Below are 23,128 nucleotides of genomic sequence, written 5' to 3' on the forward strand. Positions count from 1 at the left end.
TTTTCTGCAGTATATTTAACCATAAAAAACTGCACCTCCAATTGTTAGATGTGTCTAACAATTGGGGCGCAGTTCATGGAGGTCATTTTTTATATTGTCGCTTTATATGTTGAATACAATTGCTATATTGTAGCCATGGAGAATTATTTATTTAATATACGATGTAACACTTGAACAGGTACAAACAAACCAACACGACCGTATGGCTCATGTTTCATCGTTGCAAAGACGATTCCGATAACCTCACCATCGGCATTTATGACAGGACTCCCACTGTTTCCTCGATAAACAGGGGCCTCCATCATCATTACAGGTTCCTGCCAATCCTCAAGAGGGGTTGACTCAAGTAAAGTTCCTTCATTAGCAATGCCCGTAAAAGCTAGTGGATTACCGATGAAATATACATGCTCATTTTTGCTATAGCTAGGATTTTCAGCAAGCGATAGGGAAGGTAGCTCATCACCAGTTACTTGCAATAATGCTAAATCAACATCTGGAAAGCTTTGCAGTAACTTGGCTTCCATTAACCCTTCCTCAGGAAAAATGACTAATAATGTTTGAGCATCTTCTACAACGTGTGCGTTAGTTACAATAAGACCATCAGGAGAAATCGCAAAACCAGTACCTTTACTAGAACCTGTAGAGATTTCTACCACGGCTTTTTTATATGTTTTTATATCTTCTTGCGCTGATAGTTGTGCTGACACCTTTAAAAATTCAATAGCTGGGATGGAGTAAATTTGAAAGATAAGTGCAAATGTATTCAGAAACAACACAAATGCCATACTCCAGACAATCCATTTTACAATTGGTTTTTGTTTTTTTGGCTTTTTACCTTGCTGGTGTTCTTCTTGTTCTTGCGCTAACGCTTTTTGCTGTTCATCGAGGACAAGCTCAATCAATTCTTCTTCCGTCAATTCTTCATCTTTTGTTGACCTATGTATATCATGCATAAAACTACCTCCTTATCCAAAATGAAAAGCGCCCAAGCAGGACGCCTGTGAAGTAATTTTTATTCAATTTTTTGTAGGGTCGACGTGATGACAAACGGTTCCTTGTTATTTGTCTTCATCGTGTCCTCAGTACGGATAAGGCCAATATTTTTTACAAAATATTTCGTTGTCGTCATTGAACCTTCTGAGCGTGTTAGCTTAATAACATCACGATAGACAGTTATTCCAGTAGTGGTAGAAGCCGTAGTCGATTGAATTGTCCAACCATTAAAGCTATTTCCTGCTTTTAAAGGCTTCTGTAAAATTGTTTCGATAACTGGAAAGGATGCTGCTTCTTGTGCTGTAGGAAGGATAGGTTTAGTATTTACAGCCTCCTTATAGATAAGTTCAATCGCCAAATCCGTAATGCGGTAAACCTTTAAAATTGTGACAGCTCCGTTATCTTCCATTTGTGCAATATAATTTGCATCGATGTAGGATGTTTGGAGTGTGAAACTAGCAAATTCATTTCCTTCACCTTGAAAATAAGCAGTCGAACCATCAGGTGGGAAAAAGGATGCGAGTTCGGCTTTTTCGTTTTTTTGTTGTTCAACAGGGTGCTGTTTGACTTCAGGGGCTTTGTCCAGAACAGTTGGTATGAGCTGATCAACAGGCTCTGTATTGTTTTCTTCACTACAGCCAACGAGTAATAATGCAAAAGAAAGTACAAATACATTAAGTCTCAAAAACAAACTCCTTTAGCTATTTTCTTTTATTATACGTGAAGTCCATAGTTTATACGAATATTATGAAAACCAGTTTTCTAGAAAGATAATCTGTTTATTGGTCGCATCGACTCATACCCGTAAGATGATAGACATGGCATGAAGAGGGTGCGTGTGGCAGCAATCAACATCAGCGATGATAGGAATAGCACATCCATCCATCTAGCTGCTCTAGCAACACATCAAAGGGCTTTCTTCCGGAACCTAAATCATCATATTGTTTGTATTTACATAAAATAATCGCAGCAGCTTTGTCAAAAATGCCGTGTAACTTTAGCATGGCAAATTTTTTCTCAATAACAGCAATTGTTTTGGATGTATGTTCAAGAAGTAAAATATCTCCTTCATTAATTTGAGGGAAGTAAGGCGTACCAATAAAGCCATACATCGTATTGATATTTCCACCTATTAAACGACCTTCAGCTATACCAGGTTGTACGGTAATCCATGAATGAGGATGCTGTGTTTTTTTAGTCGATTTTTCTAACCAGTTTAGTCGGTCATCTGTCCAAATAGGTGGGATTGGCATGTTATAGGGAATCGATAATGAATGTAAAAACAAGTCTTCAAAATATTGCTCAGTATATTGGATAAATGTTGGAAATTCTGCAAAGGTAGAAGCAACAGAAGGTCCATAAAAGACGGGAACTCCTGTTAGTTATACCTGTACTTTACGAAAGAGATGTAAAAAAATAGCTGAAATGAATAGTAATAGTAGAGCATAAAATAATAATGTTATGTAAACTTATGTGTGTTGATTAGGAAAAAATAGGTTCATTATTGAGCGATAAAAGGATTTTTTTGTTGCTATTTTGCTAATATATTCCCATTTTAACTGATTGTAGCGTAGGGCTACTCGAGTGCTCCTGTCGCTTCGCTTTCGTCGCAGAGCAAAGCTTCCCGCNAAAAGCTAGCCCGTAGCGGAAATCAGAGCCTTCTAATTAATTAGGGTGGATAAAAATGGTTAATCAACACACCTGGTGTAAACTAATAGATTACTTGTAAGTAAGTTTAGAATTTAATATGATAGAGATGAATTACGAAAATGGGGGGCGTTTAGATGTATAGACAAGTAGATGATTTTTTAAATGAATGGTCAGCATCAGCACAAGGAACTATTCAAGTATTAAAAGCCGTAACGGATGAAAAGCTAGAGCAAAGTATCGTGGAAGGTCACAGTACACTTGGCTGGTTAGGTTGGCATTTAGTTGGTGCTGCTGGTTATTTCAGTTTCTTAGCAGGTTTAAAGGTACCAATGATTCGTCAAGAAGATCCTATCCCATCTACAGCTGCTGAAATTGTAGCTGCTTACGAAAACGTAGCAAATAGTGTGAAAGAAGCAGCGGCAAAGCTATCAGATGAAGAACTGCTGGAGGAAGTAAAGGGCTTTAATGGACCAGCTAAAAGAGGTGCATTATTGCGTGTATTAATCGATCATCAAACGCATCATCGTGGACAAATGACGGTGCTCCTACGTCAAGCGGGCTTACCAGTACCAGGCGTATTGGGACCAACGAAGGAAATGCAATAATTTTAATGTAGCAGATAAACTTCTATCTGCTGCGTTTTTATTTTTGACTATTAGGATAGCTACCTATAAAAAACTGTATTCATAGACATGCTGCAATGCTATACATTTGGCATATCATAGCTCCTTTTTGCTAGCGATAGCTTTGTGAATTTTAGGCTCTAATTGATCCGCCAAATGCTTTAAATCTGACAAAGCTGCTGATTCTTCGTCAGCATTGATATTAGCTGCGAAGCCATCTACATCAACTGTGTCCAGTGCATATGGAATATAATTGCCCTCATATTTAAGCAATCTTGCAACTAGTTTATTTTGTTCATATTCCCAAAGTTTTTGAAATGGCTGGTTTCTCTTGTTTTGAAATAAGGATGATTTCGTATCTAGTCATTTACATCGTTAACTTGATGAGCATGGGGTAGTACCAGCAATAAGGAAATGTCAAGAATAAAAAGGGGCCAACCGACAATCAGAAAAAACATACGCTAAGCAAATTTCAACATAACAAAAGCTGACTTTTCCTTAAATAGACGAATTGTGTTGCTTAATTTTTCAGAATCGATCATGCCAATTTTCCTTGTGGTTAGCTTGTACAGAAACTCATAATTTTTGTTCCGCAAACATACTGGGCTTAATGGATTACTTCACGTTGAATTTTGATTGAATATCTTTCTTCAGCCTTTCTTTGAACGCTTTCTCATTTGTGTTTGTTGGAATGTCCTGTGCATCGCCGCCATCAAGGTTGAACTTACCGTTGTTCATATTGATAATGCTATAGCCGTTCATGCCGTTGTTCTTCAGGAACATGATATAACGCCTGCCTTGCTTCATCTCGCGGTATCCATCTACTGCAACTTTTGTTTGTTGTTTGTCGGCTTCCGTGATGATACTAACTGGTTCAATCACTTGCATTTGTGAGCCGATGTTTATTCCTTCAGGCTGCTTAATTATGCGCTCGACGTTTAGATTCGTTAGCGTATAGAAGTCTTGGATCGTGCCGTCTTCGAACTTCGTCGAGTGATGTTCACGGTTAGCAAAGTCATCTATAGGGGATGCGACGAGAATAATGTCGGCACCTTGGCTGAGCTTTTCTGCCGTTTCATACACAAAATACTTAGCTTGAATATCAACCGTATCAATGCTGTCCGTTGCTGATTCAGTGACAGCAACTGTATTTTGATCAGAATCAGGTGTTGTACTATTTTTAACAAAATTATTATTAACTAAAGATAATATTCCAATAGATACAAGTAAACCAGCAGCTACAACGATACCTTTTACATTTTTTCTTTTTCTACTTCTTTGCCTTTCGTTCTTCGCTTTTAAAATGCCGATTTCACTTCTCTTATGAAGCTCTTTTGGGATATCAATTTTCTCAACCTCTTGTTTTATTTTATTACTCATTAACATCATCTCCTTCAAAATATTTATTTCTAAGTTTCTTTAAAGCTCTATATAAAACCGATTTTGCGGTTCCTAATGGCATATCTAACAGCTCGGCAATTTCTTTAAAGGTATAATTTTGATAAAACCTTAAAAGTACAACACTTTTTTCTTCCATCTCCAAACCATCTATCAAGTCCTGTAGTGATAAAGTAAGAGGAATATCTTCTTCTTCGGTTTCTATAAACTCCTCGTATTCTGATCTTATTAGAACCACCTTTCTATTTTTTTTAATTAAATTGATTGCACAGTTCATCGTAATTTTCATCAGCCAGGTTTTAAAATATTCTGGTTTTTTCAATGTATCTATCTTTTTAAATGATTGATAGGCTACTTCTTGAACTACGTCTAAAGCATCTTCTTTGTTTTTGACATATACATAAGCCATTCGATAAATATCTACTTCATATTGTTGGAAAAGCGATAAAAAGGCTTCGTCATGCCCTTTTTGAGCTTTTTTCACTAATCGTATAATAGTAATTCCCCCCTCTCTTATTTATCCTACCTATTAGACAGCTGAAAGTTCAATTTGGCTTAAACTTTTTTGATTTTTTTATAAATAATGAAGTGAGAGTGTATTAACAGAGCATCCATTTGTATTTGAAGCAGCAGTCATCGGTGTACCAGATAATATACGTGATGAAGCTATTAAAGCGTATGTTATTTTACAAACTGGCGCTATTGTAAGTGAAGAGGCATTGATTGGCGTTGTCGGGAACGTTTAGCGAAATTTAAATAGTGAATGGTATAAAAAATTTGAAGGTAGAGAGAAGGGGCTATATGAAAAATGTGAAGATATTATTAGCAAGTTTAGCAGGATCCATCATTGAGTGGTCGATTTTTATTTGTATGGCTCAACGGGATTAGTTTTTACAACATTATTTTTCCCTTCGACTAATCCAGCAATCTCTATTTTAATCGCATTTGCTACTTTTGGGGCTGGATATGCGGCACGTCCAATTGGAAGTTTAATATTTGGACATATGGGTGACCGTGTTGGAAGGAAAGCCTCGCTTATGCTCACTCTAATAGGAATGGGGGGTAGTTCCTTTTTGATAGGTTTATTACCTACCTATGCACAAATAGGATTACTCGCGCCAACGCTATTAGTAATGTTGAGACTTATTCAAGGGATAGCACTTGGGGGTGAATGGGGTGGTGCAGTGTTACTAGCTACTGAATCGGCTACCAAAGGTGTACGAGGTTTCTTTGGTTCCATTCCACAGCTTTGTGTTAGGGACATTTAGTTTTACAATTATTTCTTCGTTAACGACAGAAGCACAATTTATGGCATGGGGATGGCGTTTACCATTTCTTTTTAGCGCAGTTTTAATCGTATTAGCGATATGGATTCGAAGCGGGATCGAAGAAATACCTGAATTTAAATGCAAGAAGGACAGTGGCGAATTAGCTAAATTACCAATTGTCCAAGTGTTTAAGTATAACAAAAAAGATATTTTCCGCATTATTGGTTTAAAAATAGGGGATGGATTCTTTAATATGTTTTTAATGTCGTTTATTTTGGTGTATGCAACTACGTATATAGGCTATACAAGGGATGTCGCGTTATTTACTCTAACATTAAGCTGTGCAACAATGATTGTCACAATTCCACTTGTTGGGTATTTTTCGGATTTTATAGGTCGGAAGAAAATTTATATTGGTGGACTTATAACAATGTTACTGCTAGCTATTCCATATTTCGTAATGATTCCGATCAATTCAACCTATTTCTTTATGTTGCAAATCATTTTACTTGGTGTCGTATGGGCAGCTATTTTTGCGACTCAAGGTACGTTTTTCTCTGAATTATTCCCGGCGAATGTTCGCTATACGGGGCTATCCTTTGGCTATCAAATCGCCGCTGCGATAGTCGGTTTCGGGCCAATGCTATGGACATCTTTAGCAACTGAATATGGGTCATCACCTTATTTATTTAGGACATTAATGATAGCGGGGCTTCTTTTGTCACTGCTACTTGCAATATTTGCACCTGATACTCGAATGATTACTCAATATGAAGAATCTGTCGAGAATGTACAAGAAGATGAATGCATGTCAGATGCTCAAGTGGAAGTGGCAATGACAACCTCTACAAAGTAATGTTATGAAAGAGTAAGCCATTTATAGAAAAACAGGGTTCTCCTTTTTGAATAGGAGAACCCTGTTTTGATATTAGTTTAAGCCTTGGCTATCTTTCCACTCTAGGAATTCATCATAAGTTAATAGTTTATCTAAAATTGTGCCGTCTTCACGGATTTCGATGACACGGTTCGCAATTGTTTGGATGAACTGATGGTCATGAGATGTAAAGAGCATCGCACCTTTGAAGCGCATAAGTCCTTCGTTTAGTGCTTGAATAGATTCAAGGTCAAGGTGGTTCGTTGGTTCATCTAGTAAAACAACGTTTGCAGTGGCAAGCATCATTTTAGATAGCATACAACGAACTTTTTCGCCTCCTGATAAAACTGAAGGAGATTTTTTCACTTCTTCACCAGAGAATAGCATACGACCTAAGAAGCCGCGTAAGAAGCTTTCTGTTTCATCATCAGGAGAATATTGACGTAACCATTCCACTAATGATTTCTCTGAACCTTCGAAGTATTTATCGTGATCATTTTCAAAGTAGCTTTGGGATGTTGTTACGCCCCATTTGACTGTACCAGCATCTGCTTTTCTTTCGTCCATTAGAATATCAAGAAGAGCCGTTTTTGCCATTGGATTACCAAGTAAAATGATTTTATCCTCTTTGTTCATCGAAAAGCGAATATCTTTAAATAGTGTTTCGCCTTCATTGCTTGCTGAAAGGCCTTCCACTGTTAATACATCATTACCGATTTCACGGCCAGTTTGGAAGTTGATGAATGGATATTTTCGGCTAGAAGGTTTAATGTCGTCAAGCTCGATTTTATCCAACATTTTCTTACGAGAAGTCGCTTGGCTTGATTTCGAAGCGTTCGCAGAGAAACGAGCAACGAATGCTTGTAGCTCTTTAATCTTTTCTTCTTTCTTCTTGTTTTGGTCTGCCATCATTTTTTGTGCTAATTGGCTAGACTCATACCAGAAGTCATAGTTCCCAACATATAATTGGATTTTAGAGAAGTCTAAATCCGCGATATGCGTACACACTTTATTTAAGAAGTGACGGTCATGGGATACGACAATAACCGTATTTTCAAAGTTAATTAAGAATTCTTCTAACCATTGGATTGCTTTTAAGTCAAGGTGGTTGGTAGGCTCATCTAGTAATAGAACGTCTGGTTTACCAAATAGAGCTTGTGCTAATAATACTTTGACTTTGTCAGAACCTTCAAGGTCAGCCATTAGCATATAGTGAAGCTCGTCGCCAATCCCTAACCCGTTTAATAATGTTGCTGCTTCTGAGTCAGCTTCCCAACCATTTAGGTCAGCGAATTCACCCTCTAATTCAGCAGCACGCATGCCATCCTCATCAGAAAAGTCTTCTTTTGCGTAGATAGCGTCTTTTTCAGCTTTTACTTCCCAAAGACGTTTGTTCCCCATAACAACTGTATCTAATACATTGAATTCATCGTATTCAAAGTGGTTTTGTTTAAGGACTGATAAACGTTCGTCCTTACCCATTGATACGTTTCCTTCTTGCGCTTCAATTTCACCAGAAAGAATTTTTAAAAATGTTGATTTACCAGCACCATTTGCCCCGATTAAACCGTAGCAATTCCCCGGTGTGAATTTTATATTTACGTCTTCAAATAGTTTACGATCGCCATAGCGAAGACCTACATTACTTACTTGAATCATGCAAGTTCCTCCTTTTTTCACAATGGCACTAGTATATCATGAAATATGTTCCATAGTCTATAAACATTATTAAATCAACGTTTGCGTAATTTAAATTATTGTTAGGCTTAAGACCTTGCACCAGAAACTACAGATAAATTTAAGTCGAAAAAAGTTTAAATTTACATAAATAGATATTGGATAGATAGAAATGTTAGAAATACCACCGTTTAAGGGGATTCTAGTAAATGTAAATATATGTACTTAAAACTTTACAAACTAACAAGGTGAGTTTTCATAATAACAGTAGCTCTTATAAAACTTCCTTATGTTCATCAGGTAAGATGGAGAGCAAATGGTAAGATGTGTATAGCTCATAACGATTCCTCCGTTTGAATGTTGGTGTGGTAACTACATTCTACACGAGGTCGTTATGGGCTTCCTTTATATTGACTTCTAGATGTTGCACTTAATATTACAATCCGTCATTCAAAAAAGTTAGAAGGGGAGATTATAAATGGTGCTTTATATTGCTGGAATTTTAATAGGAATGTCTCTTGTGCTTGAATTAGGTACAGGAAACTTAGGTCTTATTCGAACTGGTATTATGAACGGTTTTTTTTCCTGCATTCATCTTTTCTCTAGGTTGTGCAGTAGGTGATATGGTATATGCTGTGTTATCAGTATTAGGAATTGCGTTGTTATTACAATCAAGTGTTATTTTTCAGGCGATATTATGGATTGGTGGAACAATTATGCTAAGTTATTTAACATATCAAGCATTTAGAGATTTCATTTATCCTAAATCAATCAAAATGGAAGGGGCCGAGATTGAAAAGAAATCTTTGTGGGGGTACTTTTTTACAGGAATTTGGTTAGTCGTATCTGCTCCAACCACATTAGTCTGGTTTGCAACAGTTGGGGGAAGTGTAGTAGGTACAACCATTGACAGTTCTACTGAGCAAAGCTTATTGCCATTCTTCATGGGATTTACAACAGTTTCGATACTTTGGGGAGCTTTACTTTCTTATTTAAATAGTATAGATGGAATAAAGTAATGGGGGTAAAATTGATGCGAATATTTTCATTTGTATCAGGGTTACTTTTTTTATACTTTTCTTTTTATGTGTTCTTTTATGGTTTTAAAAATATACTGTAGAAAAACTAAATGGGAAATTATTGTGTAAATGAACCAGGCGGCTCATAAGGTGAGTTACCTGGTCTTTTCTGTTGTGGTGAATATTAAAAAGTTTCACGAAATTGCTATGGACCACAAATTGAGAAACAAGTGTGCTCCTCAAAATTTTTTTGCACCCAATGATCTATTCTGTTAAAAAAACGGATGAATTCGATGTCCATTGAAGTATTTAAAGAACATGCCTTCAAAGTGATTTGGTTCCATTGTTCATAGTTAACTGAGTTTGGGCCAAAGTAATTAAAATTCGGTAAAATCTCATCTATATGTAAATGTAAAAAAGCAAATGCTTCTTCTGTTAAAAAAATCGATGATTCATGCCAATGTTCATTTTTAAAATCGCCTCTCATAAATTCAAAAACATCACCCCTTCCATGTGAATTTTGTAAAGTAAATATTTTAATCATTTATTCCTCCAGCGTATGGTTAAGTTATAGAAAGGTACACTTGCATCTATTGTAGTTAATTTTTCATCATAATAAAACAATCATAAAGACCTACAAAAAATTTACAGGTTCTGGTTGCTTCATTGCTACATTATCGACTAGAATGATTATGTATCTTCTTTTTGTTTTAGGTTATACATACATATTTATCGTTTCTTGTGCTCTTAATGCATTTGGATAGTTCTTAAAATTGATATTCTGCTATGCCAACCCCAACGTTTCACCACTACGAATATCAGTATAGGTAACTGTCAGTAGTAGACTATTATTCATCATATTTTCGTGCCACAACGTCCAGAAATGGTACCACTTGTTATAGGAAATGAAAGCCTTCGAACTCGTCAGGTTAAATTCGTTTTAGAAGGATTCAATTTCACCGGCTGCATGAAATCTATTTTGAAGAGTACCTAGACTGAAGCGAACCTCTAGATTTGCTATGAACTCAACGTTGAAATGTAAAACTGTTAATAACTATATAAATAGGTCATGCCAACTCTTTCAAGAGATGAGCATGACTTTAAAATAAGAGATACAGATGGGAATTTTATCAATTGGAGGTATGTTATGGGCAAAGGTTTAGTGTGGTCATCCATTTTAATATTAGTAATTTTACTAGGGATAGGAAGCTATTATTTAATAACAGAGATTAGAAGTGAAATGGCACATAAAAAACTTGTGGAAAACTATGAAAAGCCAATTTCTAAAGAAAATATAAATGAAGAATATGATGTGATTGTCATTGGTGGAGAACCAGAAGGAGTTGCTGCTGCAGTATCATCAGCTCGTAATGGAGCAAAAACACTTCTAGTTGAAAGTCGTGAGGAATTAGGAGGGCTATTTACGTATGGAATGCTAAATTTCCTTGATATACCTCGAAATGACGCTAAACGACCAGTCAGTATGGGTATTTTTAAAGAATGGCACGATCTTGTTAGAGGGAAAGATGCATTTGGAATTTTAGATGCTAAGGCTGCCTTTAAAAAGCTTGTCGATGACGAACCAAATTTAACGCTTTCTGTACAAACAGAAGTCATAAATGCCAATCTTGACAAGAATCAGCTAACATCAGTGAAATTAAAAAATAAATATGGTACGTATGTCGTGAAAGGTAAGGCATTCATTGATGCTACACAGGATGCTGATTTTGCTGCAATGTCAAAAGTTCCTTATTTCATGGGTGGAGAAGATATTGGCATCAAGGATAAAAGAATGGCTGTTACCTTGATGATTCACTTAAAAAATGTTGATTGGGATAAGGTGAAGCAAGCAGCAAACTCAAATACTTTCGGTGGTGCTCACCTAAATGATTCAGTCATGTGGGGGTTTACAAAGCTTCATGATGACTATAAGCCAGTACAAGAAGGTACGAGATTACGAGGCTTGAATTTAGCAAAAGTAGATGATGAATATTATATTAACGCTTTACAAATTTTTGGAATCGATGGTTTGAATGAACGTTCAAAACAGGAAGCAATCGAAAAAGGAAAGAAAGAGACAGAACATATTTTACGTTATTTGCAAGAGAAGTTTCCTGGCTTTGAAAATGCTGAAATTGTGAGTTATCCGGAGGAACTATATGTCAGAGAAACAAGACATATATGGACAGAATACCAATTACCGATGTCCGATGTTTGGAAGAATAGTGATCACTGGGATAGTATTGGCTTGGCTGCGTATCCAGTTGATGTACAAGCACAAACACCTCATGATTATGGATATGTTATTTCGACTCCAAAACAATACGCTATTCCTTTCCGTTCTTTAGTACCCAAAGAAATCGATGGCTTGCTTGTTGTGGGTCGTTCTGCAGGTTATTCATCGCTCGCAGCGGGAAGTGCACGTGTCGTTCCAACGGGTATGGTGACTGGGCAAGCAGCGGGAGTAGCGGCAGCATTAGCGATTAAAGACGACGTAACCTTTAGAGCAATGAGCGAGAACAAAAAACTCATCAATACCTTAAGGGAAGATTTAAAAAAACAAGGGGCTTTTGTAGATCCATTTAATATGGATTATCCATATAAAGGTGAATGGTATGATAAATCCATTCAAACATTAATCAATTCCGGACTCGTTGTTGGTGGTTATTCCAATGACTTACATGTTGAAGATTCAGCAACAAAGATTAAGTTTGCGAAAATGCTAAAAGAAGGCGTTCAACGTGCTTGTCCAGAGAAAATGAAAGCGCTAGGAGACAAGCTGGATACCGTTATCTATAAAGTAGCTAATAAAGAAAGTGGCCCAATTACAAGAGATGAAGTTGCAGAATTCTTGACGGAAGTATTAGTAGGCAAGTCAAGTGCAAACAACTGGGATCTATTGATGGAAAAAGGGGTTATCAGTGAAACATTAGCAAAAAGAATTTCTGAAAACAAGGAACTAAAATTAAAAGAGCTGTATGCCATTATGGCTGATGTCATCCATTATGCAGAAAAGGAACATTCCTCGGAATGTTCCTTTTCCTTATAGTTACTGGCAATTATGATGTAGGTTTAGTAAGACCTTGTGACTCAAAATAGTTTACTAGTGTATCTAAAAAGACCGATATTTGGAATACTGTTGCAGGACCTTTTGTTATGAATTCTTCACCGATAGATAAAGAATTAAATGTTATAATCCTGATCACACGCTCCAATTACAACACGAGCGTTAGTAATACCATCACTAGTAGTTAAAGAACTGTTATTAAATGTTTTCTTCACACCATAATTTACAATGAAATCCAACTCGCCTTTAGTGTTAATAGATAATTCAATTGGTACATTTGAACCTGGTGTTATATCAAATGGTTGTTTAGTATCCGATTGTACTGTATCTTCAGTTAAATCTTTAACGTAAATTAAATATAAAAATTCCTCTTTTAAACATTTCTTATTGGACAATAATCTAGCAACAAATTTATTTTACTAGATTTCGTTAGATGCATACTGGATTTTAATAACGGAAAATGATATAGTAATGAAATATTAATGGAGGTATGTGGAAATTGAAGAAGAGAATGGGTACGTTATTAATGTTGAGTGCTGTTATGTTTTCGGGATGCAATTCAGACAATCAAGAAGAGAATAAACAAGAAAAAACTTCGCAGGAAATGCCAAGTGAACAAGTAACAATACCGCAAGACGCAAAACTGATAGGCTCTTCTGAGAATGGAGAAGTTGAACTATATGCTGAAGCGAACGGCGTAAAGCTGGACTTTAATGGTAAAGTGAAGGATTTTGATTGGACATTTTATGACGATATTCAAACAAAGCCACAAGTATTTTATACGGATGTTACAGGGGATGGAAATGAAGAAGCTGTTATCATCATAAAAACAGGGAACGGTACAGGGTTAGATACTGATGAAATTCATGTCGTGAATAAGGATTTAACAGAAATCAAGGTTCAAGGCTATGAAGATATTGTTGCTAATAATATTGAGTCAAATGTTGTTAAAAATGATAATGGTACATTAGGAATTACTGTTAAAGTTCAAGGAAAAGAACACAACTTTGATTATGAATTCGATCCAGCGCCAGATTTACAACAGGATCAACTTGCTTTTGGTGGCATAATTATTTATTTTCTAGAAAATCAAAAAATAAAATTAAATCTTGTTGGATCTGTCGGAGTATCCCCAACGTATGTAGCTGATTTTAATATCACATATAAATTTGATAGTACTAAGAACGAATTTATTGTTGATCAAATAGAATTTAAACCAGTTAAAAACTAGAAAAAAGCAGACCATATATATAAAGAGAAGCACCCTTTATTGAGGGCACTGAAAAAGTCGATTTGCCACAAAAAAATGTGATGCAAATCGACTTTTTTTGAGTTTGTAAATCCAACAAAAGATAGATTTATAATATAAAAAATGAATTTCTTTAGTTTTTCAGTGCTCTCCCTTTATTGGGGGCTTTTTCCTTTCAATTTTTTCTGAATTAACATTGGAAAAAAACTTATATGGAGGTAATGAGATAGTGAATGATTAGTTTTATCAGTTGTTTCTAGTGCAGTTCAGCTATAACTAAATAGACTGTTGACTTTAAATAACAGCTCCTGTAGAATGTATCAAAATTACAGTTTAAATTCGATGAAAAAGAGAGTAGTTTATGGAGCTATTGGAAAGCGAGTTAGGGATGGTGTGAGCCTAATGCAGGAACCATAAATGAAACGCACTTTGGAGAAGGTTCTCGAACTAGTAGTAGAGAATATCGGGGAGTCACCTCGTTAACAATGGAAAGTGGTCATATGATATGGCAACTAGAGTGGTACCACGGGATAACTATGCTCTCGTCTCTATTTTAGAGACGGGGGCTTTTTTTATTTTTTATAGATTTTGGGAGGAGAATGAGCATGAATACACAAATCGCGAAAAGCATTGCTATGGCATTAAATAACGAACTGACGGTCACTGAAATTCAAAATTTACTAGAAAAACCGAGAAATTTAGACTTAGGAGATGTGGCATTTCCGTGCTTTACATTAGCTAAAAAGTTTGGGAAATCCCCTCAAAGTATCGCCACTGATATTCAAAATAATTTAAGCTGTGACGTCATACAAGAGGTTCAAGTGGTAGGTGGATATGTCAATATATTTTACCATCAGCCAACGATTACACAGCAGGTGCTTAACCAAATAGTAAAAGAAAAAAATTTATATGGAACTCATCAGGCATCAAAGGGAAATGTAGTTTTGGATTTTTCTTCACCTAATATAGCGAAGCCTTTTTCTATGGGCCATTTACGTTCTACAGTGATCGGCAATGCTTTGGCCAACATTGCTGAGAAAATTGGCTATAAAGCAATTCGTATTAATCATTTAGGTGACTGGGGAACACAGTTTGGCAAATTAATCGTAGCCTATAAAAAATGGGGCGATCAGCAAACTATTGAAGCTGCCCCAATAGAGGAACTATTAAAAATATATGTGAAGTTTCATGAAGAAGCGGAGCAGAATGACACCCTCAATGAACAAGCACGTGCCGCATTTAAAGCATTAGAAGATGGGGATGAAGAGGCGTTAGCTCTATGGCGATGGTTTAGAGAGGCATCACTCGAAGAATTCAAGACCATTTATCAACTGCTTGGGATTGCCTTTGATTCATTCGATGGGGAGGCCTTCTACAATGACAAAATGGTTGCTGTTGTCGAGGAGCTGGAAGAAAAAGAGCTGCTTGTTAAATCTGATGGCGCTTATGTCGTTGAAATAGACAATATGCCACCATGTTTAATAACTAAAACAGACGGTGCAACGCTTTATGCTACACGTGATTTAGCAGCTGCTTTTTATCGTCAACAACAATACGATCCTAAAAAAATATTTTATGTTGTAGGGAATGAACAATCTCTTCATTTTAACCAATTATGTAAGGTCATTGAGAAGATGGGATACGATTGGGCAAAAGACTTACAGCATGTGCCTTTTGGGATGATCCTAAAAGAGGGTAAAAAAATGTCAACCCGTAAAGGGAAGATCGTTTTATTAGCAGATGTACTAAAGGAAGCGATTGCTACGGCGAAACGAAATATCGAGGAAAAAAATCCAAAGCTAGAGCATAAAGAGAGCGTCGCACATCAGGTTGGTGTAGGAGCGGTTATTTTTAATGATTTAAAAAATGATCGTCTACATGATATTGAGTTTTCCATTGGAAACATGATGAATTTCGAGGGAGAAACGGGGCCATATATTCAATATACTTATGCACGTATCTCATCTCTTTTAGAAAAATCAGAGGAAAAGAGTAACGAAGTATCTCTCGCAACATTAGGTGAGCAAGCATGGCCAGTTATTTTATTATTGGAACAGTTTCCGAAAGTAATTACCAACGCTTTTGAGCAAGCAGATCCATCACAAATTGCTAAATATGCCTTACAATTAGCGCGTCTATTTAATAAATATTATGCGCAAAATAAAGTATTGGTCGATGACAACCTAAGAAGCTCACGATTAGCATTTTGTCAATGTGTAGCCATTGTTTTAAAAGAATCGCTAGCACTGTTAGGGATTGCTGCACCTAAACATATGTAAGTGGTTATCAAACACAGCTACTTCATCGAGGTAGCTGTGTTTTTCAATCATTTATGGCCGTGAAATTGACCGCAACTAGAAAAGATGGTAAAAAGGAATTCGGAGGTCTGACAATAATGTTAGATTTTAGCGAATTTTTAGACCATGTAATAAGAGAGAAGGTTTTTAGAAGGTATGGAGAAGAAGCAATGGCGTGTTTCCATGGTACTTGTGGTTGTTAGTATTTTTTTCGTTGCGCTCAATATGCGCCCAGCAGTCACAGGAATTGGACCACTATTTAATGTACTTTTGGAGTCGCTCCATGTATCAAATACAAAAATGAGTTATTTAACATCTATTCCGGTGTTTTGTATGGGACTCTTTGCACCATTCGCAGTACCATTACAACGAAAACTCGGAACAAAAACTGCTATCGCGCTCTTAATAATCATCATTGCATTAGCGAATGGGCTACGTTTTTTAAAAGAAAGTTATGTTTTACTTGTTGTCACAAGCTTTGCTGCAGGATTCGCCATTGCGCTTATTGGACCAATGTTAAACGCTTATATAAAGAGGAAATTCCCAAACCGTTTTACTACGGTTGTAGGTATTTATTCATTTGGAATAGGAACAGGGGCAACACTGAGTGCAGCACTCACAGTAACATTTTATAATCGTTTTAATGGGAGCTGGACGATAGCGCTCGGCAGTTGGTCAGTACTAGCAATAATTGCTCTATGCATATGGATACTGGCTATACAAAACGAGGAGGTCGAGCTATCAGATACAGATATAATGCCTGAAAATGTAGCAAGAAATCCGTGGAAAGATGTCCGCGCTTGGACAATATTAATTTATTTTGGCTTACAAACATCGTTGTTCTTCTCAATAATGTCATGGCTAGCACCGATGTTACAGGATAAGGGCTATTCCCTTGTCGCTGCAAGCTCTATGCTAACATTTATGTCCATTGTACAAATGGTAGGAAATATTTTGGTCCCTATACTAATGGAAAAATGGTCGAGTCGAATCAAGTGGCTTTTTTCTTTAGGGATCTTAGGTATTATCGGCTTTGCGCTACTATGGGTAGGCTCCGGTGCTTTATTGTGGATGGCGGTGTTAATAATAGGCGTCGTATTAAGTGGCTTATTTCCAATCGGTTTATTGTTACCATTGGACGAGTCCAAAAATGACGAGGAGGCAAATAGCTGGTCATCTATGGTGCTTTCAGGTGGGTTTATGATCAGCGCTATTATTCCTATACTTATTGGTTATTGCTATGATGTGACTGGTAATCATTCATTTACCTATGCTATTTTTATGACATTGATGCTTGGCATTGTAGTTACTACAATCATTCTAAAGAAAAAATAATGTTGAGGCATGCTAGAAAGCATGTCTTTTTTTATTAATAATATTTTGAGCGCAAATTATAAGTCATTTTTCATAGTAAAACTAAAATAGAGGCGTTTTTTATAGGTATAACGAATTGAATAAAAGGTGGGAGTCGTATTTTCATAACATAGTGCATGTAATAATATTATTATGTAAACTTGAAACGTATAAAAACCTTGTTTATGATAGAAAAGAAGATGTTTAACTTCTTTCACCGGTTGTCCAAACATCCATTGAAAGAAGTTAAAGCCTCCGGCGGATGTCACGAATTCGGAAAAGAGTTCTTTGTGCAAGCACAAGGCCGAATCCGAACACAATTATGCCGAGGCATAATTGATAGAAAGTTTTGGTGAACGTATGCGGAAAAAGATGCTCATTCTTGGAGCAACAGCTTTACTATTAACTGGCTGTGAAAATGAAACAGTGGCGGACATGTTTCAGACTAAAAAGGCCGATGTAAACTCGGAAAAGGTTGTGACGAAACAGGAAGAAAAAATTGTACCAGAAGTAAAAGTAATTGGCGAGAATGGCATTGGTGCAGGGATCATTGTTAAAAAAGAAGACGCTAAGCTTTATATTGTGACAAATGGTGCACTCGTAGCTTCAAAGCCAACTGCGCTCGTACAATTTAATAATGATAAGCTTGCGGAAGGTAATGTACACTATATGTCTACAGCACATAATATCGCCATTTTAGAGGTTACATACAACGCATCGGTAAAGGTGCCGACCGTCTATAACGGGGAATTAAATCAGTTAGCTGTTTATGTCGATAGCTTACCGTACACAATTAAAAAATATAGTGACAGAGTAGCAGCCTATTACATAGATGCACAACAAAACATACCTTTAGGAAGCCCTGTTCTAGGAGCAGAGAATGGTGAAATTGTAGGCATCTATTTTAAACGCCAGCAAAACGGTGTTTCACAGCCGTATATATTGCCATTTAAAGATATTGTGCAGTTATCGGATGAATGGATTGAAGATGGTATGAAGGTAAGTGATCGACTATCTCAATCGAAAAGCTTGTATCCGTATATAGAACAGGGTGACAAAGAAGCAGTCCAAAAAGCTATCGATAAATATGGCAAGAATGTTTTTGCGTATAATGCCGATGAAATAAAGCTATTTTTAAATACTTTTCATAAGCATTTAAAAGCAGCTGTTGAGATACAGGATGCCAGTGTCATGAAACCTTTCGTAGGTACAGACGATTTACAAAGCACATTGGATAATATGGTTGCGTATTATGCCTCCAAACAAGCAAAAATTCATTTTTCCAATACGATGATTAAAAACATCAACATGGAAGGACAAAATATTGTTGTTCGTGCAAAAACGGAATATGTACTAACGAATTCTGCTGGTCAAGAGGCACTTGCGAACTCTATGATGGTATATGAAATAAATAAAAATGAACAGGGCGAGTACAAGTTTATTCGTCTAACAACTGAGGAGTGAAAAGTTGGATGGAGCAAGCAAGACAAATGCTACAACATCATTTTGGCTATGATTCATTTCGCAATGGACAGGCACAAATTATAGAACAAACATTACGAGGTCAATCAAGTCTTTGCGTGATGCCAACTGGCGGAGGTAAATCCATTTGCTATCAAATCCCGGCACTTATGCTAGATGGCCTCACAGTCGTCATATCCCCTTTAATTTCTCTTATGCAAGATCAGGTAGAAGCATTACGTGCCGCAAATATTCCAGCCGCGTATATTAATAGCACCTTATCCGTACAAGAAGTGGATGAAACGATGCAGCTTGCGAGTGCAGGTTATTTAAAGCTACTTTATATTGCGCCAGAGCGATTAGAAAGTGCAACGTTTTTACAGGTATTATCGAATTTATCTGTACCATTGATTGCTGTGGATGAAGCACACTGTATATCACAGTGGGGGCATGATTTTAGACCAAGTTATAGAGCAATCCAAAAATTATTTACATTATGGTCCCAAAAGCCAGCTGTCTTAGCACTGACTGCAACAGCTACACCAGCTGTTTGTGATGATATAAGACAATTACTAGAGATTGACGAGCATTCAACTGTCATTACCGGATTTGCACGCGATAATTTAGCTTTCTCAGTGTTAATTGGTGAAAATAAAGAGCGTTACATTAAAAATTATTTAGTGAAAAATAAAAATGAAGCGGGCATTATTTACGCAGCTACACGAAAGGCTGTAGACGCAATCTATGAGCTTTTAAGTCGCTCGGGAGAATCTGTGGCAAAATATCATGCGGGACTAAAAGAGGACATGCGTATGTCAGAGCAGGAGCGCTTTTTAAAAGATGAGGCGCGCATTATGGTCGCTACCAATGCATTTGGAATGGGGATTGATAAGAGTAATGTACGCTTTGTCATACATTATCAAATGCCGCGCAATATGGAGAGCTATTATCAGGAAGCGGGACGTGCAGGACGTGACGGCTTACCAAGTGCTTGTATTTTACTGTATGCATCAGGCGATGTCCAAACACAACGCTTTTTAATAGAACAGACGCAGGATGAAACACGAATTGCACAAGAATTAGCAAAGCTACAAACGATGGTTGATTATTGCCATACAGAGGGCTGTTTGCAAAATGCTATCTTAACGTATTTTGGCGAAGAAGCAGGAGTACCTTGTAGTCGTTGTGGTAATTGTAATGACGGACGAGAAGTTAAAGATGTGACGGTAGATGTACAAAAGGTGCTAGCCTGTGTTGTTCGAATGGGGCAAAAATTTGGCAAGACGATGGTGGCGCAGGTGCTAATTGGCTCCAAAAATCAAAAGGTCGCTGAATTTGGCTTTGCTCGGTTATCTACCTATGGCATTTTAAAAGGTCAATATTCCTCAAAGGATGTTTTAAGCTTTATTGAGTTTTTAATTGCTGAAGGCTTACTTGCCGTTAAACATGGCACGTTTCCGACCATTTATGTATCAGAGGAAGGTAAAGAGGTTCTACTCGGGAATCGAACAGTTATGCGAAAAGAAGCTGTCACTGTGCGTAAGCTTGTAGACAATGACCCGTTATTCGAGCACTTACGATTACTGCGTAAAGAGATTGCAGATGAAGAAAAGGTACCACCATTTGTTGTGTTCTCTGATAAAACATTACGTGAATTATGTGATAAAAAACCAACGGAGCTTGAAGATTTACGACATGTTAGTGGGATTGGTGAAGTAAAATTCGAAAAATACGGCAAGCGTTTCTTCGATGCACTCCAGTCTTTTTTGAAAACAACAACAAACTAAATGGAAAAGGGAAGTGCTTAATTCAAAAGAATTAGGCACTTCCTTTATATTCGCAAAGTATTACCCCCCGCTATTTCTCCCAAAGCTCGATCAGTCGACCATCAGGATCTTTAATCCAAATAAACTTTCCAAATTCACTAATCTCTTTTTCCTTTACAAGAGGTACACCAATATGTTCAAGATGCTGAATCGTCTCATTTATGTCATGTACTTGGAAATTTAACATCACTTGTTGTTCTGTTGGAAAATAACTGTCTTCTTCGGTAAAGAAAGAAAAGATCGTCTCATTTCCTGATTGGGGTTTAATCACAGTCCCATTCCAATTTTCTATTTCAATCTTCAATACTTCACTGTACCATTTTTTAATAACATCTAGATTCTTTGTTCTCCAAAATATTCCTCCGAAACCTTTTATCATCGTATCTAATTCCTGTCTGTCTTTAAATTTTTTCGTTTTTCAATTTTATGTTTAGTTCCTTCTTCAACTATACCGCTCGAATAGTTTAAGTACAATTTTTCACATCGATTATTTGGGTGGGCTACTTCATGTAAAACGATCGTTAGTTGAAGGATTTGATTTCATATTTATAAGATATATTATCATCTAGAATTGATAATATATCGTCTAAGTCAAAAAGCTGTTCTATGTAGTGTACACCTGCTGAATAGTTATTTTTGATTAACTTATTCCCTAATATTGAGGCTACATTACCTGTTATCTCTGTATTATTTGAACCAAATAATACGGATTCAATAATTCCTTTTTTTCCCTCGATTTCCCCATGTACTTCTGCTTTAATTAAATAATCATTTGAGCCAATATTTAATTTATCAAAAATATGTAAAGCTCCCACAAATATATTTATAAAAATATTTTTAAAGAATTTATATTTTAATAGCTTGAAAGTTCCTACCTTTTTAAGTATAGCTAATTCTTTTGTTGTAAAGTCCGAGTCATAAAAAAAGCGAGAAGATACGTTTTCTAAAGGAAGCGTTTTAGTGAGAATATGTTGGTCAGCCAGATTAAATCTATAAGCAATCCTTTTCCCAAACTTTTTTGGTAACTCTACATATTTACCATCAGTAAAACTACTTACATACTTATTTTGACCATTTTCACATATCGAAAAATTATTATTTATATTATTTAGCAACCATTCTACTCCGTCATTTCCGTGCTTTTCACCAATCCCAAGCATTAAATAAGTGTCCGTACGGTTAACTTTATTAACCTGATTGACTAAATTTTTAACCATTAAATTTGATAAACCTGGAGATAAACCTACCCCCAATACTAATGTTGTTCCCGATTCAATGGCCTTACTATGTAAACTTTCAATTTTTGATAGGATAGTATAGGAAGGGGAAATATCTATATAATTAACTTTATTTTGAATACACATTTCAACGAAATTAGTATCTTTTTGGTCAAGGCACATTATTACTAACTGTGTGTGTGTAAATACTTCATGGGATGTCTCTAAATTATAAATATCTAGTTTCAACGGCAGAACCTTGTCATTCATAGACAAAGAAAACCTTTTTGCCTTTTCAAAATTTCTACCAGCCGCGATAACTTTTCCAGGGTAAATCTGAGATAAAGATTTACAGATTACGGTACCGACTTGACCATAACCGCCGATTACTAAAATATTTTTCACTTGAAAACCACCTTCTCATAGTTTAAAACAACTTACACAATTTTAATAAAATACCCCTGTAGAATAATTAATAGTAATGTTTTATTTTCTCTATCTTAACATAAATATCCATCCATCTTTTTGCAAGGAGAACTAAAATGGAAGTAGGCTAACAAATAAAACACAACTCATTCCCATTTTGTATTTAAGGGAATTACAAATGAGTTAAGAAAAATGAATTTACGTAACAGGTATTTGGCTTTTTTCGTGCGAAGATTTTCCGGAATAATGGCGGTACAGCTAGTAGTACCAAAACAAAAATGAACCCGGAATTGATATTCCGGGCTTGATTCTCACTTACTTATAGTGCTCCATGACACACTGCCTCGCTTCCGCATTGATCTTAAATTTTTAAGACAACTGTGCTTTAGCTTCATTCAGCTTTGATGGTCCTTCTGAGTTACCGGTCAGCCCCACTCATCAGGTTAACCCTCCTTGTCATTGGATTTGAAGTGAAATCTTAAATAGTATAGGCCGTTCATTATTTTTTATACACGTTATTTTAAAACTTCCTTAAAAAAGATGAATTTCAGATGGATCAGAGGTCGTTTTTTATCATACGCTTCAAAGTAGCAAAAAGCCCTTGAGTATATAAATGATTGGTTTTTAACACTAACGATTAATGTAACAAGCATAAAAAAGGTCGAATCCTTAGTATTTTGGAATTCGACTTTTTCTGATTTTTAAAAAATCCATTTCGAACGAGCCCAAG

22 protein-coding genes and 1 other annotated feature are annotated in these 23,128 nt (G+C 36.3%); of the genes, 11 read left to right on the plus strand and 11 right to left on the minus strand.

The annotated features are described in order from the left end of the window. Positions 1–143 precede the first annotated feature (143 nt). The 3 genes from AN161_RS03660 to AN161_RS03670 form a co-directional block, all read right to left on the minus strand. Entirely contained in the window at positions 144–953 is an 810-nt protein-coding gene (locus AN161_RS03660; protein ID WP_053593027.1) for a serine protease, read from the minus strand. 59 nt (positions 954–1,012) lie between these two features. Then, positions 1,013–1,678 (minus strand): hypothetical protein, encoded by a 666-nt coding sequence (locus AN161_RS03665; protein ID WP_053593028.1) that lies wholly within the window; start codon positions 1,676–1,678, stop codon positions 1,013–1,015. A 169-nt stretch (positions 1,679–1,847) separates the two neighbouring features. Then, positions 1,848–2,279 carry a hypothetical protein gene (locus tag AN161_RS03670; protein ID WP_075807168.1) on the minus strand — a complete coding sequence of 144 codons (432 nt, stop codon included), beginning with the start codon at positions 2,277–2,279 and terminating at the stop codon, positions 1,848–1,850. A gap of 498 nt (positions 2,280–2,777) precedes the next feature. On the opposite strand from AN161_RS03670, the gene AN161_RS03675 reads away from it, so the two are divergent. Beyond that, on the plus strand, positions 2,778–3,248 hold the full coding sequence (locus AN161_RS03675) for a DinB family protein (RefSeq protein WP_053593030.1): 471 nt from the start codon (positions 2,778–2,780) through the stop codon (positions 3,246–3,248). 114 nt (positions 3,249–3,362) lie between these two features. On the opposite strand, the gene AN161_RS29395 is transcribed toward AN161_RS03675, so the two are convergent. The 3 genes from AN161_RS29395 to AN161_RS03685 all read right to left on the minus strand — a co-directional run bounded on the left by AN161_RS29395 (position 3,363) and on the right by AN161_RS03685 (position 5,148). Then, positions 3,363–3,539, minus strand: a complete 177-nt coding sequence (locus tag AN161_RS29395) for a hypothetical protein (RefSeq protein WP_158002963.1) — start codon at positions 3,537–3,539, stop codon at positions 3,363–3,365. A gap of 342 nt (positions 3,540–3,881) precedes the next feature. After that, positions 3,882–4,646 (minus strand): hypothetical protein, encoded by a 765-nt coding sequence (locus AN161_RS03680; RefSeq protein ID WP_053593031.1) that lies wholly within the window; start codon positions 4,644–4,646, stop codon positions 3,882–3,884. After that, the gene (locus AN161_RS03685; RefSeq protein WP_082339625.1) at positions 4,639–5,148 is read right to left on the minus strand and encodes a sigma-70 family RNA polymerase sigma factor; all 510 of its coding nucleotides are present in this window, start codon (positions 5,146–5,148) and stop codon (positions 4,639–4,641) included. The genes AN161_RS03680 and AN161_RS03685 overlap by 8 nt, the downstream gene beginning before the upstream one ends. Positions 5,149–5,299: 151 nt before the next feature. Here AN161_RS03685 and AN161_RS27305 point away from each other — a divergent pair, with 151 nt between their 5' ends. The 3 genes from AN161_RS27305 (at position 5,300) to AN161_RS03690 (ending at position 6,788) form a co-directional block, all read left to right on the plus strand. Next, positions 5,300–5,410: a hypothetical protein gene (locus AN161_RS27305; protein ID WP_082339641.1), complete on the plus strand. Its 111-nt coding sequence runs from the start codon at positions 5,300–5,302 to the stop codon at positions 5,408–5,410. A gap of 105 nt (positions 5,411–5,515) precedes the next feature. Continuing rightward, positions 5,516–5,932 carry an MFS transporter gene (locus AN161_RS30460; protein ID WP_241774495.1) on the plus strand — a complete coding sequence of 139 codons (417 nt, stop codon included), beginning with the start codon at positions 5,516–5,518 and terminating at the stop codon, positions 5,930–5,932. Further along, a complete protein-coding gene (locus tag AN161_RS03690) occupies positions 5,895–6,788 on the plus strand; it encodes an MFS transporter (RefSeq protein WP_241774496.1) in 894 nt (297 codons plus the stop codon). Before AN161_RS30460 ends, AN161_RS03690 begins: the two co-directional genes overlap by 38 nt. A gap of 72 nt (positions 6,789–6,860) precedes the next feature. On the opposite strand, the gene AN161_RS03695 is transcribed toward AN161_RS03690, so the two are convergent. Beyond that, positions 6,861–8,465: an ATP-binding cassette domain-containing protein gene (locus AN161_RS03695; protein ID WP_053593033.1), complete on the minus strand. Its 1,605-nt coding sequence runs from the start codon at positions 8,463–8,465 to the stop codon at positions 6,861–6,863. 611 nt (positions 8,466–9,076) lie between these two features. Here AN161_RS03695 and AN161_RS03700 point away from each other — a divergent pair. Beyond that, the gene (locus AN161_RS03700; protein ID WP_277815920.1) at positions 9,077–9,502 is read left to right on the plus strand and encodes a LysE family transporter; all 426 of its coding nucleotides are present in this window, start codon (positions 9,077–9,079) and stop codon (positions 9,500–9,502) included. 205 nt (positions 9,503–9,707) lie between these two features. Here the strand turns inward: AN161_RS03700 and AN161_RS03705 are convergent, their stop codons facing one another. After that, positions 9,708–10,046: a hypothetical protein gene (locus tag AN161_RS03705; RefSeq protein ID WP_053593035.1), complete on the minus strand. Its 339-nt coding sequence runs from the start codon at positions 10,044–10,046 to the stop codon at positions 9,708–9,710. A 603-nt stretch (positions 10,047–10,649) separates the two neighbouring features. On the opposite strand from AN161_RS03705, the gene AN161_RS03710 reads away from it, so the two are divergent. Beyond that, positions 10,650–12,551, plus strand: a complete 1,902-nt coding sequence (locus tag AN161_RS03710; RefSeq protein ID WP_053593036.1) for an FAD-dependent oxidoreductase — start codon at positions 10,650–10,652, stop codon at positions 12,549–12,551. A 134-nt stretch (positions 12,552–12,685) separates the two neighbouring features. Here the strand turns inward: AN161_RS03710 and AN161_RS03715 are convergent, their stop codons facing one another. Next, entirely contained in the window at positions 12,686–12,964 is a 279-nt protein-coding gene (locus tag AN161_RS03715; RefSeq protein ID WP_053593037.1) for a hypothetical protein, read from the minus strand. 95 nt (positions 12,965–13,059) lie between these two features. On the opposite strand from AN161_RS03715, the gene AN161_RS03720 reads away from it, so the two are divergent. From AN161_RS03720 to recQ, 5 genes are all read left to right on the plus strand, one after another. Next, on the plus strand, positions 13,060–13,800 hold the full coding sequence (locus tag AN161_RS03720) for a hypothetical protein (protein ID WP_343069219.1): 741 nt from the start codon (positions 13,060–13,062) through the stop codon (positions 13,798–13,800). A gap of 351 nt (positions 13,801–14,151) precedes the next feature. Then, positions 14,152–14,371 (plus strand) — a binding site (T-box leader). Between the two features lie 46 nt (positions 14,372–14,417). Beyond that, complete coding sequence (gene argS, locus AN161_RS03725; RefSeq protein ID WP_198926834.1) at positions 14,418–16,097, plus strand: arginine--tRNA ligase; 1,680 nt, start codon at positions 14,418–14,420, stop codon at positions 16,095–16,097. 174 nt (positions 16,098–16,271) lie between these two features. After that, on the plus strand, positions 16,272–17,450 hold the full coding sequence (locus AN161_RS03730; protein ID WP_053593040.1) for an MFS transporter: 1,179 nt from the start codon (positions 16,272–16,274) through the stop codon (positions 17,448–17,450). Between the two features lie 354 nt (positions 17,451–17,804). Continuing rightward, positions 17,805–18,932 carry a hypothetical protein gene (locus tag AN161_RS03735; RefSeq protein ID WP_241774497.1) on the plus strand — a complete coding sequence of 376 codons (1,128 nt, stop codon included), beginning with the start codon at positions 17,805–17,807 and terminating at the stop codon, positions 18,930–18,932. An 8-nt stretch (positions 18,933–18,940) separates the two neighbouring features. Beyond that, on the plus strand, positions 18,941–20,716 hold the full coding sequence (gene recQ / locus AN161_RS03740; RefSeq protein ID WP_053593042.1) for a DNA helicase RecQ: 1,776 nt from the start codon (positions 18,941–18,943) through the stop codon (positions 20,714–20,716). A 70-nt stretch (positions 20,717–20,786) separates the two neighbouring features. On the opposite strand, the gene AN161_RS03745 is transcribed toward recQ, so the two are convergent. Continuing rightward, positions 20,787–21,134: a VOC family protein gene (locus AN161_RS03745; protein WP_053593043.1), complete on the minus strand. Its 348-nt coding sequence runs from the start codon at positions 21,132–21,134 to the stop codon at positions 20,787–20,789. A 142-nt stretch (positions 21,135–21,276) separates the two neighbouring features. Further along, entirely contained in the window at positions 21,277–22,377 is a 1,101-nt protein-coding gene (locus AN161_RS03750; RefSeq protein WP_053593044.1) for a saccharopine dehydrogenase NADP-binding domain-containing protein, read from the minus strand. Positions 22,378–23,128 lie beyond the last annotated feature (751 nt).

The organism is Lysinibacillus sp. FJAT-14222, assembly GCF_001278875.1.
Classification (GTDB): Bacteria; Bacillota; Bacilli; order Bacillales_A; family Planococcaceae; genus Lysinibacillus; species Lysinibacillus agricola.